This window comes from Parageobacillus sp. KH3-4 (genome assembly GCF_022846435.1).
Taxonomy (GTDB): domain Bacteria; phylum Bacillota; class Bacilli; order Bacillales; family Anoxybacillaceae; genus Parageobacillus; species Parageobacillus thermoglucosidasius_A.
The window spans coordinates 3,659,477-3,671,308 of record NZ_AP025627.1 but is presented as its reverse complement, the minus strand read 5'-3'; the positions used below and the strand labels follow the sequence as shown (position 1 = coordinate 3,671,308).

Genomic DNA, 11,832 nt, shown 5'->3' with positions numbered 1-11,832 from the left:
TTTGTGCAGAAAAAAGGTGGTGAAACCTTTGGCGTCATTACGCGACATTAAGAAGCGCATCAATGCGACGAAGAAAACGAGCCAAATTACAAAGGCGATGGAGATGGTTTCTGTTGCGAAATTGAACCAAGCGGAAATTAACGCGAAATCGTTTGTTCCGTACATGGAAAAAATGCAAGAAGTTGTTGCAAACATCGCCCTTGGCGCCGGTAATGCGACACATCCAATGCTGGTGACGCGCCCTGTCAAAAAGACGGGCTATTTAGTGATCACCTCTGACCGCGGCTTGGCAGGAGCGTATAACAGTAACGTTCTTCGCACCGTGTACCAAACGATTCAAAGACGCCATCAATCGCCGGATGAATATGCGATTATTGCTATTGGACGTATCGGTTTAAGCTTTTTCAAGAAAAGAAATTTCCCGGTCGTTTTAAATATTGCTGGGCTGCCGGACCAACCGTCTTTTGCCGATATTAAAGAAATTGCGAACAAGACGGTCGGCTTGTTTACTGATGGAACGTTTGACGAGTTGTATATGTACTACAATCATTACATCAATACGATCCAACAAGAAGTGACGGAAAGAAAGCTGTTGCCGCTAACGGATTTAGTCGATAACAAACAACGGACAACATATGAATTTGAGCCTTCCCAAGAAGAAATTTTAGATGTGCTTTTGCCGCAATATGCCGAAAGCCTCATTTACGGTGCGCTGTTAGATGCGAAAGCGAGCGAGCACGCGGCGCGGATGACAGCGATGAAGAACGCGACGGACAACGCGCATGAACTTATTCGTACGCTTACCCTTTCCTACAACCGCGCTCGCCAAGCGGCGATTACCCAAGAAATCACGGAAATCGTGGCGGGAGCAAACGCGTTGCAATAGCGGTAGAGCGGAAATGGCAATGAAGTACTGATGTTCAACTAGCAAGTTAGGAGGGAAAACGATGACAAAAGGACGCGTTATTCAAGTTATGGGTCCGGTTGTAGACGTAAAGTTTGAGAACGGGCATCTTCCTGCGATCTACAACGCTTTAAAAATTCAACATAAAGCGCGCAACGAGAACGAAGTCGACATTGACTTAACATTAGAAGTGGCGCTTCACCTTGGCGACGATACGGTCCGTACAATTGCGATGGCATCGACAGACGGGCTTATTCGCGGAATGGAAGTCATTGACACAGGTGCACCAATTTCTGTTCCGGTCGGAGAGATCACCCTTGGTCGCGTATTCAACGTATTAGGGGAACCGATCGACATGCAAGGGGAGATCCCGGCTGACGCGCGTCGCGACCCAATCCATCGTCCAGCGCCAAAATTTGAAGAGCTTGCAACAGAAGTGGAAATTTTGGAAACAGGAATTAAAGTCGTTGACTTGCTCGCTCCATACATTAAAGGTGGAAAAATCGGTCTGTTCGGCGGTGCTGGTGTAGGAAAAACCGTTTTAATCCAAGAGCTTATTCATAATATCGCGCAAGAACACGGCGGTATTTCCGTATTCGCTGGAGTTGGGGAACGCACTCGTGAAGGAAACGACCTTTACCATGAAATGAAAGATTCTGGCGTTATCAGCAAGACGGCGATGGTATTCGGGCAAATGAACGAGCCGCCTGGCGCACGGATGCGCGTAGCGTTGACAGGATTAACGATGGCGGAATATTTCCGCGACGAGCAAGGGCAAGACGTGTTGCTCTTTATCGACAACATTTTCCGTTTCACGCAAGCTGGTTCGGAGGTTTCGGCGCTGTTAGGCCGCATGCCTTCTGCCGTAGGTTATCAGCCGACGCTTGCGACAGAAATGGGGCAATTACAAGAACGGATTACTTCTACATCCACTGGTTCCATCACATCGATTCAAGCGATTTACGTGCCGGCAGACGACTACACAGACCCAGCGCCAGCAACAACGTTCTCTCACTTGGACGCAACGACGAACTTGGAACGGAAACTTGCGGAAATGGGTATTTATCCGGCGGTGGACCCGCTCGCGTCCACATCTCGCGCGCTTGCGCCTGAAATCGTCGGCGAAGAGCATTACCAAGTAGCGCGCAAAGTGCAACAAACGTTGCAACGCTATAGAGAATTGCAAGATATTATCGCGATTCTCGGTATGGATGAGCTATCCGATGAAGATAAGCTTGTCGTGCATCGCGCTCGTCGCATTCAATTCTTCTTATCGCAAAACTTCCACGTTGCCGAACAATTCACAGGTCAGCCTGGTTCATACGTGCCGATTAAAGAAACAGTTCGCGGCTTCAAAGAAATTTTGGAAGGGAAATACGACCATATTCCAGAAGATGCTTTCCGCTTAGTAGGGCGCATTGAAGAAGTCGTTGAAAGAGCGAAGCAAATGGGCGTAGAAGTTTAATGGAGGGACATAGGAGGATTTTATGATGAAAACAATCAAAGTCAGTGTCGTTACTCCTGATGGCCCGGTATATGAAGCGGACGTAGAGATGGTAAGCGCGAAAGCAAAAAGCGGAGAGCTTGGAATTTTGCCAGGACATATTCCGCTTGTCGCACCGCTGGAGATCAGTGCCGTTCGCCTGAAAAAAGAAGGGAAAACGGAATATATTGCGGTCAGCGGCGGATTTCTGGAAGTCCGCCCTGACAAGGTAACGATTTTGGCACAAGCGGCGGAAAGAGCGGAAGATATTGATATCGATCGCGCGAAAGCAGCGAAAGAACGTGCAGAGCGACGTCTTCAAAGCAAAGAGGATGATATCGACTTTAAGCGCGCGGAATTGGCTTTGAAACGAGCGATCAACCGCTTAAACGTGGCGAACATGAAATAAAAAAGACGGGAGAATCCATTTTTCTCCCGTCTTTTTTATTGGTTGCCACTATCGTTATAAGTAAAATTTGAGGTTCGGTCGACATTTCTGGATATAAATGTTATAATGATACCGAATATAATTCGGAATTATAAAATATTTCAAAAAAATTACAGGCAAGATGCAACAAAGGGGGCGAATGTCGCGTTGCTGAATGTGTACGTCAATAACTATGTGATCGTTTTTGTGTTTCTATGCATCGGTGTTTTACTTCCTGTTGGCGCATTAATGATGGGACGATTTTTACGGCCGCACATTTCGGATGAGGCAAAGCAAATGACTTATGAAAGCGGTAACAATCCGTTCCATGACTCGCGCGTTCCTTTTCAGGTCCATTATTACATGTTCGCGCTGTTATTTGTCATTTTTGATGTCGAAACGGTGTTTTTGTATCCTTGGGCGGTCTCTTATGACAAGTTGGGATGGTTTGCTTTAATAGAGATGCTTATTTTCGTGTTGATGCTCGTTCTTGGACTTGTCTATGCTTGGAAGAAGAAGGTGTTACGATGGATGTAAAATGGCTAGATGTCCCTGAAGGGGAGATGGAAGAGATAAAGCGCAATGTGTTTTTGACGACGCTTGAGCAATTAAAGGCGTGGGCCCGTAGCAACTCCCTTTGGCCGTTAACGTTCGGTCTTGCTTGTTGCGCTATCGAAATGATGGGAGTCGGCGGATCTCATTACGATTTGGACCGATTCGGCTCGTTTTTCCGCGCCTCGCCGCGCCAGTCTGATGTCATGATCGTCTCTGGCACGGTAACGAAAAAGATGGCGCCGCTTCTCCGCCGCTTATATGACCAAATGCCGGAACCGAAATGGGTGATTGCCATGGGGTCATGTGCAACAGCAGGCGGACCGTATGTGAAATCGTACAGCGTTGTCAAAGGGGTGGACCAAATCGTGCCGGTTGATGTCTATATTCCTGGCTGCCCGCCGAATCCAGCCGCGTTAATTTACGGAATTAATAAATTAAAAGAAAAAATCCGCTATGAAGCAAAGACGGGGAAGAAGGTGCCATAATCGATGAGCGAAGAAAAAGATGTACAGCAGCGGAAAAAAGAAGCGGCAGAGCAGGCGAAACAGCTGGCGAGAGAACAATTAGCGGCGAAGCGGGCCGCCGAACAAACTGAACAGCCGCTCGAAGAAATGAAAGCGCAAACCGAAGACGACTTAGCGCTTGCAAAGAAAAAGGCAGCGGAAGCAGCAAAGGCAAAAGCGGCAGAATTGCGGAAACAAAAAGCAGAAACAGTTAGCGATAAAGGTGCGGAGGCTGAAGGAGACTTAGCGATGGCGAAGCAAAAAGCGCAAGAAGCACAGGAGGTAGAAGGCGAAAAACAAGAAACTTCAGAAGAGGATATAGCGCTCGCAAAGAAAAAAGCGGCAGCGGCGGCAAAGGCAAGGGCGGCGGCTTTGGCGAAGCAAAAAGCAAAAGAAACAGCGAGTGGCAGAGCGGAAGATGACCTTGCCAAACAAAAAGCAATCGCGGCAGCGAAGGCAAAGGCGGCAGCTGCCGCAAAAGCGAAAGCGGCGGCGCTGGCCAAACAACAAGCAAGCGGCACTGCTGGCGAAAGTGAAGACGATCTTGCGAAGGAGAAAGCAAAGGCGGTCGCGGCGGCAAAAGCGAAAGCAGCAGCGATGGCGAAAGCGAAAGCTGTGGGAGGTTCGCGGGAAACGGTGGAAAAAGAAGACACTCCGTCGCCAAATCAGCCGTTTCTTGATAAATACGTCAAAGTGATTCGTGAACATCTCGGCGAAGATGTGCTGGAAGATGCTTATATTAACCGCCTTGCTAAAGACGTCCCAACATTGGTTGTGAAGAAGGATGCATATTATAAAGTTGCCGAGTTTCTGAAATATAACGAGCAGCTTCATTTTGATTATTTGTCGGAGCTGCACGGGACCGATTTTCAAACACATATGGAAGTATATGTGCACTTGTATTCTTATCAAAACCGCCAATCGGTCGCATTAAAGGCGAAAATCGACCGCGACAAGCCGGAGATTGCTTCGCTCGTTCCGCTTTGGCAAGGGGCAAATTGGCCGGAATGTGAAGCGTACGATCTGCTGGGCATCCGTTTTCAAGGGCATCCGAATTTAATCCGCATCTTTTTAGGAGAAAATTGGGTCGGACATCCGCTTCGCAAAGATTACGAACCATACGACGTGGAGGTATAGCAAATGCTTCGAACAGAGGAAATGATTTTAAACGTGGGTCCGCAGCATCCGAGCACACACGGGGTGTTTCGCCTTATTTTAAAGATAGATGGGGAAAGAATTCAAGAAGCGACGCCGGTTATCGGCTACCTCCACCGCGGAACGGAAAAATTGGCGGAAAGCTTGCAATATACGCAAATCATCCCGTATACAGACCGGATGGATTATTTATCGGCAATGACAAACAACTATGTCATTTGTCATGCGGTGGAAACAATGATGGGCATCGAAGTTCCGGAACGAGCGGAGTACTTGCGTGTTTTAGCGATGGAACTTGGCAGGATTGCCAGCCATCTCGTCTGGTGGGGGACGTATTTGCTTGACCTTGGCGCGACAAGCCCGTTTCTTTACGCGTTCCGCGAGCGGGAAATGATTATTAATCTATTAAATGAACTATCAGGAGCGCGTCTGACGTTCAACTACATGCGCATCGGCGGCGTGAAATGGGACGCCCCGGACGGATGGGTGGAAAAAGTGAAACGGTTTGTCCCGTATATGCGGGAAAAACTTGCCGGTTATCATGACCTTGTCACAGGCAATGAAATTTTCCGCCGCCGCGTCATCGGCGTTGGCAAATATACAAAAGAAGAAGCGATCAACTATTCGTTAAGCGGGGTGAACCTTCGCTGCACCGGCGTAAAATCGGATTTACGGAAAGATGAGCCGTATTCGATTTATGACCGCTTTGATTTCGACGTTCCGGTGCGTGAAGAAGGAGATTGCTTCGCCCGCTATGAATGCCGTTTGGCAGAAATCGAAGAATCATTGAAAATCATTGAACAGGCGTGTGAACAATTTCCAAAAGGCGGGGAAATTATGGGAAAAGTGCCACGCATCATTAAAGCGCCGCCGGGGGAAACGTTCGTCCGCATTGAATCACCGCGCGGCGAAATCGGCTGCTATATCGCCAGCGATGGAAAGAAAGAGCCGTACCGCCTCAAATTCCGCCGGCCTTCGTTTTACAATTTGCAAATACTCCCGAAGCTGCTGAAAGGGGAAAACATTGCGAACGTGATTGCGATTCTTGGCTCGATTGATATTGTGCTCGGGGAGGTCGACGGATGATGGAACGGCTGTTGAATTCTGATCCAAGCTGGACGAATCTCGCCGCCTTCTTCGGGCTTGGTGCCGCCTTGTTACTTGTCGTTCTTGCCTTTGTGACATACGGCATTTTGGCGGAACGGAAAGTGATGGGATTTATGCAAGGCCGTTACGGCCCGAACCAAGTCGGGGGACGCTGGGGGCTGTTGCAAACGGTCGCCGACGTGTTGAAGCTGCTTTTAAAAGAAGATACGATTCCGAAAGCCGCTGACCGGCCGCTGTTCATTTTAGCACCGATTCTCGCATTTGCGCCAGCGTTTATGGTATTGGCAACGTTGCCGTTTACCGCTGCTTTTCAATTTGCCGATATTGGAGTCGGTTTGTTATATTACATCGCCGTGTCAGGGCTAACGACGATCGGCATCGTTACCGGCGGATGGGCATCGAACAATAAATACGCGCTCATCGGCGGGATGCGCGCGGCGGCGCAAATGATCTCATACGAAATTCCGCTTGTCATGTCCGTGCTCGGCGTCGTGTTGCTGACGGGCAGCTTAAACTTAAACGATATTGTCGAAGCGCAAAAAAACGTATGGTATATTTTTATACAGCCAATCGCGTTTATCGTGTTTTTCATTGCCGCCGTTGCTGAGTTAAACCGCACTCCGTTCGATTTGCCGGAAGCGGAATCGGAGCTTGTCGCCGGCTTTCATGTCGAATATTCCGGTTTCCGCTGGGCGTTCTTTATGCTTGCAGAATACGTGTATCTTTTTGCTATAGCAGCGCTTACAACGATATTATTTTTAGGTGGATGGCATCCGGTGATGTTTTTCGATTTCATTCCGGGGGCGGTTTGGTTTGCTCTGAAATTTAGCGCCGTTGTTTTTGTGCTGATCTGGTTTCGTGTCACGTTTCCGCGCCTGCGGGCCGATCAGCTTATGGAATTGGGATGGAAAGTATTGCTTCCCGTGGCGTTGGCGAACGTTTTTATTACCGCGTTGGTCAAAGAACTGTTTTTTTAATGAAATGGGGTGGCGTGCATGATCGGTTTAGCCAAAGGATTGGCATATACCTTGAAAAATTTGACCCGGGAAAAAGTAACGTACGACTATCCGGGCGAACCGCTTCCGCTTCCGGACCGGTTTCGCGGCATTCAAAAATTTTACCCGGAAAAGTGCATCGTTTGCAACCAATGCGCCAACATTTGTCCGACTGACTGTATTCAATTGACGGGAAAAAAGCATCCCGATCCGGCGAAAAAAGGAAAGATCATAGATACGTACAGCATTAACTTTGAAATTTGTATTTTATGTGATCTGTGTACCGAGGTATGTCCGACGGAAGCGATCGTCATGACGAGCAATTTTGAGCTGGCGGAATATAGCCGCGATGATCTTTATAAAGATTTAGCGTGGCTCGATGAAAACGACACAAACATCCGAAAGGAGAATAAGCCGTGAGCGGAGAGTATCTCGCCTTTTTAGCGCTCGCTCTTGTCGCGATCATCGGCGGCGTGCTGATGCTGAATTTGTCGAAAGTCATTCATATGGTGATCGCGCTTGTGTTTACGTTCATTAGCATCGCGGGGCTTTACGTGCTGTTATCGGCGGAATTTGTCGCCGCCGTGCAAGTGCTTATTTACTCTGGCGCCATTACGATTATCATGCTATTTGGCATTATGTTGACACGCCATCGCGAGGAAGACAAAGAAAAAACGACAACGGGGGGATTTTGGCGAAAAACGCTGACCGCCATCGCCGTCTTTGCCTTTGGCGCCGCCGTTTATCTCGGCGTTTACCAGCTTGATTTTGGCGAGAAAGCCGCGCGCCTCCATGAAAAAAACGCGGAACAAATCGGAATTGCATTATATTCTCATTATATCATTCCGTTTGAAATTGCATCGGTTATTTTGCTTGTTGCGCTTGTCGGCTCGATTATATTAGCGAAAAAAGACGATGAGGAGGCGCAGAAAAAATGAGCTCTGTTCCGTTATCCGCGTATCTCGTGTTAGCGCTCATCCTGTTTTGCATCGGACTGTACGGTGCGTTGACAAAACGAAACATCGTCGTTGTGCTCATTTGCATTGAATTAATGCTGAATGCCGTTAATATTAATTTAGTCGCTTTTGCGAAATACGGGGCTCATCCCGGCATTACCGGACAAATTTTCGCACTGTTTATCATCGCGGTCGCAGCTGCCGAAGCGGCGGTCGGGCTCGCAGTTTTAATGGCGCTTTATCGCAACCGCAAAACTGTTCATATCGATGAGATCGATTCGATGAAACATTAAATTTAGGATGGAAAAATGAAAAGAGCTTTTACAGGAAAAAAAGCTCTTCATAAAAAGGGGATTGTGATACGATGATGGAAATGGCTTGGATCGTGCCGCTTTTTCCACTGCTTTCCTTTTTCCTGTTGCTGCTCGTAGGGAAAAAAATGAAAGAAGCGAGCGCTTATGTCGGCATGCTGGCGACGTTCGTTTCTTTCCTTGTCGCCGGCGCTGTGCTGGTCGACCGCATTGGCGGGTCGACTTACAAAGCCGAACAAGTATGGCTCGCGGTCGGCCGCGCGAAATTGACTGTTGGTGTTGAAGTGACGGCGCTAAATGCGTGGATGCTTGTCGTTGTGTCTCTCGTCAGCTTTCTAGTACATATGTATGCAAAAGGGTATATGCGCGGTGACGAGCGATTTTCCGTTTTTTACGCGTATTTGGGGCTGTTCACTTTCGCGATGCTCGGCCTTGTCATTTCGCCGAACTTACTGCAGACATACATGTTTTGGGAACTCGTCGGTCTCGGTTCGTTTCTCTTAATCGGATTTTATTTCTATAAAGAAGAAGCGAAAGCGGCCGCGAAAAAAGCGTTTATTATGACGCGCGTCGGCGATGTCGGTTTTTTTATCGGCATGATTCTATTATTCTCGCAAGTCGGCAGTTTCGAATATAATGATATTTTCAAAGCCGTGCAAAACGGAACGCTTTCGCAGACGATGGCGACGTTAACAGCGATTCTCATTTTCGTGGGAGCGGTCGGAAAATCCGGCCAGTTTCCGCTCCATACGTGGCTCCCAGATGCGATGGAAGGCCCTACGCCGGTTTCGGCGCTTATCCATGCTGCGACGATGGTAGCTGCGGGGGTTTATTTAGTAGCCGCGTTGTTTCCGCTGTATGAAGCAAGCGAAACGGCGCTGCTGACGGTCGCGGTTGTCGGAGGATTCACGGCGATTTTCGCCGCGTCCCTCGCTCTTGTGCAAACAGATATAAAACGCGTGCTTGCCTATTCGACGGTGAGCCAGCTCGGCTACATGATGCTTGCTCTCGGTTCGGGCAGCGATGTAGCGGCGATATTTCATTTAACGACGCACGCGTTTTTTAAAGCGCTGTTGTTTTTAGCGGCGGGGAGCGTCATCCATGCCGTCGGTACGCAGGACATTGAAAAGATGGGCGGGCTTTGGCGGAAAATGCCGCTTACCGCAGCGCTGTTTTTGGTTGGAACGCTGGCGATCAGCGGGGTTCCGCTCTTATCGGGATTTTTTAGCAAAGACGAAATTCTTGCTGCCGCTTGGACGCACGGGCATGGCGTTTTATTCTGGATCGCGGTTGCCGCTTCATTTTTCACCGCGTTTTACATGTTCCGCCTCTTTTTCCTCGTCTTTGGCGGCGAGGAGCGGCATAGTGCAAAAGATGTCCATGAATCGCCGGCGGTCATGACGCTGCCGATGCTCGTTTTGGCCGTGCTTTCCGTTGCCGCCGGGTACATTCATACCCCTTGGTTTGGGACGTTTCTTGGCGATTGGCTGACAGACGGCGGTTACGCCCATGAAAAAACGCCAAGCTGGATAATGATTGTCGCTGCAATTGTTTCTTTGCTTGGCATTTTCCTTGCTTGGCTTATGTACGGAAAACGTTCGCTCACGCGGGATTGGCTCAGTTCGCGCGCCCCGCTTACGTACAACGTGTTATTGAACAAATATTACATCGATGAGTTTTATGCGTGGACGGTTGGCTACGCGGCGAATGCCATCAGCCGATTATTCTATTATATCGATCGGTTTGCCATCGAAGGGATCGCAAGTTTGATCGTGGCGGTAGTAAACGCGGCCGCGTCGCTTGGGTCGCGCATACAAAACGGGCAAGTGCAGACGTACGGAGCGGTGACGTTTATCGGCCTTGTGCTTCTCGTCGCCATTCTCGCATTCACAGGGGGGTACTTATAATGAATGGACCGTATTTTCTCTCGCTTCTCGTTTTCTCCCCGTTGCTCGGCATTCTTTTGCTTGCGTTTGCGCCAAAGACGCAAGAGCGGACGATTAAATGGCTTGGCTTTTTATCGACACTGCCATCGCTGATTTTATCGCTATTTGCTTTTTTTCAATATTTGCAAGGCTATCGCCTCGAGCATTTGGCAGAAAAACGCGACTGGGTTCGCTTCGCCGATTTTCCGTTTTTAACGGAGTCGACGTTTGTTGTTCGCTACGAGTTGAATATCGACGGCCTTTCGCTTGTCATGATCGTGCTTGCATCGCTGTTGGCGGCACTCGCCGCGATCGCTTCCATTCACATAAAAAAAGAGTGGAAAGGTTATTTTATGCTGTTTCTCCTGCTAGAAATCGGCATGCTTGGCGTATTTGCGGCGGGAAATATGGTGTTGTTCTTTATCTTTTTGGAAATTACGCTTGTTGCGATGTTCTTTTTAATTGGAAAATGGGGCGGTTTTGCACGGGAGCGCGCCGCATACAGCTACTTGCTTTACAATGGGGTCGGGTCGGCGATTTTGCTTATTGTCATTGCCGTTTTATTCGCCCGCGCCGGAACGTCGAATATGGAGCTGTTGAAAGAAATGCTTCATAATCCAGCGGCCAGAGCACAGCTCATCGCGCCGATCTCGGACGGTTTGCGCTTATCGTTATTTATCGCCTTATTGATCGCGTTTGGGATTAAGCTGCCAATCGTTCCGTTTCATCGCTGGATTTTGCGCGTGCACGTACAAGCGCCGCCAGCGATTGTCATGCTGCACGCCGGCGTGTTATTGAAAATCGGGGCGTATGGTTTGATTCGATTCGGCATCGGCCTATTCCCTGACCAATTCCGTGATTTCTCGCTCTTGATCGCGATTTTAGGGGTTGTCAACTTATTGTACGGGGCGTTTTTAGCGTTCCTCCAAGACGACTTTAAAATGGTGCTTGCATACTCGAGCGTTTCCCATATGGGAATTGTGCTGATTGGATTGGGGGCGCTTAATGAAGCGGGAATGCAAGGTGCGATTTTCCAAGCTGTCTCCCACGGGTTTATTTCAGCGCTGCTGTTCCTGCTCGTCGGCATTTTGTATGAACGAACCAACACGACGGAGCTCAGCCGTTTGGGAGGGATGGCGAAGGTAATGCCGCTAACGGCGGGGAGCTTATTGGCGGGGGCGATGGCTTCGCTCGGATTGCCGGGAATGTCGGGGTTTGTGAGCGAATTTACTGCATTTTTAGGGCTGTTCCAAACCACGCCGATCGTCGCGGCGGTTGGCACGCTCGGCATTATTATGACCGCTGTTTACTTGCTGCGCGCCGTATTGAACATGACTTTTGGCGCCTCCAAGCGCGGCGACGCGCAAGCGCTCGATATGAGCGTGACGGAAGCCGTTCCAGTGTTTGTGCTGCTCGCGTTGATTATCATGGTCGGGGTATATCCGCGTATTTTGGCGGAGCCATTGCAAGCGGCGATTGAAATGATAATGAATGGGTTAGGAGCGTGAGAG

The 11,832-nt window shown here is 49.1% G+C and carries 13 protein-coding genes; all 13 read left to right on the top strand.

What is annotated here, in order from left to right; genetic code table 11:
- The first annotated feature begins 28 nt into the window (after nucleotides 1-28).
- The 13 genes from MWM02_RS18605 to MWM02_RS18545 all read left to right on the top strand — a co-directional run bounded on the left by MWM02_RS18605 (nucleotide 29) and on the right by MWM02_RS18545 (nucleotide 11,829).
- On the top strand, nucleotides 29-886 hold the full coding sequence (locus tag MWM02_RS18605) for a F0F1 ATP synthase subunit gamma (protein WP_064552785.1): 858 nt from the start codon (nucleotides 29-31) through the stop codon (nucleotides 884-886).
- Between the two features lie 61 nt (nucleotides 887-947).
- Nucleotides 948-2,369, top strand: coding sequence for a F0F1 ATP synthase subunit beta (gene atpD / locus MWM02_RS18600; protein WP_064552784.1), 1,422 nt, complete (start codon nucleotides 948-950; stop codon nucleotides 2,367-2,369).
- 25 nt (nucleotides 2,370-2,394) lie between these two features.
- Nucleotides 2,395-2,796, top strand: coding sequence for a F0F1 ATP synthase subunit epsilon (locus MWM02_RS18595; RefSeq protein ID WP_064552783.1), 402 nt, complete (start codon nucleotides 2,395-2,397; stop codon nucleotides 2,794-2,796).
- A gap of 186 nt (nucleotides 2,797-2,982) precedes the next feature.
- A complete protein-coding gene (locus MWM02_RS18590) occupies nucleotides 2,983-3,351 on the top strand; it encodes an NADH-quinone oxidoreductase subunit A (RefSeq protein ID WP_244402664.1) in 369 nt (122 codons plus the stop codon).
- Nucleotides 3,342-3,854 carry a NuoB/complex I 20 kDa subunit family protein gene (locus MWM02_RS18585; protein ID WP_064552781.1) on the top strand — a complete coding sequence of 171 codons (513 nt, stop codon included), beginning with the start codon at nucleotides 3,342-3,344 and terminating at the stop codon, nucleotides 3,852-3,854. Before MWM02_RS18590 ends, MWM02_RS18585 begins: the two co-directional genes overlap by 10 nt.
- 3 nt (nucleotides 3,855-3,857) lie before the next feature.
- Nucleotides 3,858-5,009, top strand: a complete 1,152-nt coding sequence (locus tag MWM02_RS18580; protein WP_244402663.1) for an NADH-quinone oxidoreductase subunit C — start codon at nucleotides 3,858-3,860, stop codon at nucleotides 5,007-5,009.
- A 3-nt stretch (nucleotides 5,010-5,012) separates the two neighbouring features.
- Nucleotides 5,013-6,113 carry an NADH-quinone oxidoreductase subunit D gene (locus MWM02_RS18575; RefSeq protein WP_064552779.1) on the top strand — a complete coding sequence of 367 codons (1,101 nt, stop codon included), beginning with the start codon at nucleotides 5,013-5,015 and terminating at the stop codon, nucleotides 6,111-6,113.
- Nucleotides 6,110-7,111 carry an NADH-quinone oxidoreductase subunit NuoH gene (gene nuoH, locus MWM02_RS18570; RefSeq protein WP_064552778.1) on the top strand — a complete coding sequence of 334 codons (1,002 nt, stop codon included), beginning with the start codon at nucleotides 6,110-6,112 and terminating at the stop codon, nucleotides 7,109-7,111. The genes MWM02_RS18575 and nuoH overlap by 4 nt, the downstream gene beginning before the upstream one ends.
- Before the next feature lie 18 nt (nucleotides 7,112-7,129).
- Nucleotides 7,130-7,549, top strand: coding sequence for an NADH-quinone oxidoreductase subunit NuoI (nuoI, locus tag MWM02_RS18565; RefSeq protein WP_244402662.1), 420 nt, complete (start codon nucleotides 7,130-7,132; stop codon nucleotides 7,547-7,549).
- Complete coding sequence (locus MWM02_RS18560; protein WP_244402661.1) at nucleotides 7,546-8,067, top strand: NADH-quinone oxidoreductase subunit J; 522 nt, start codon at nucleotides 7,546-7,548, stop codon at nucleotides 8,065-8,067. The genes nuoI and MWM02_RS18560 overlap by 4 nt, the downstream gene beginning before the upstream one ends.
- The gene (gene nuoK, locus MWM02_RS18555) at nucleotides 8,064-8,378 is read left to right on the top strand and encodes an NADH-quinone oxidoreductase subunit NuoK (RefSeq protein WP_064552775.1); all 315 of its coding nucleotides are present in this window, start codon (nucleotides 8,064-8,066) and stop codon (nucleotides 8,376-8,378) included. Before MWM02_RS18560 ends, nuoK begins: the two co-directional genes overlap by 4 nt.
- Before the next feature lie 71 nt (nucleotides 8,379-8,449).
- Nucleotides 8,450-10,303, top strand: a complete 1,854-nt coding sequence (nuoL, locus tag MWM02_RS18550; RefSeq protein ID WP_244402660.1) for an NADH-quinone oxidoreductase subunit L — start codon at nucleotides 8,450-8,452, stop codon at nucleotides 10,301-10,303.
- Complete coding sequence (locus MWM02_RS18545) at nucleotides 10,303-11,829, top strand: NADH-quinone oxidoreductase subunit M (RefSeq protein WP_244402659.1); 1,527 nt, start codon at nucleotides 10,303-10,305, stop codon at nucleotides 11,827-11,829. Before nuoL ends, MWM02_RS18545 begins: the two co-directional genes overlap by 1 nt.
- Nucleotides 11,830-11,832 lie beyond the last annotated feature (3 nt).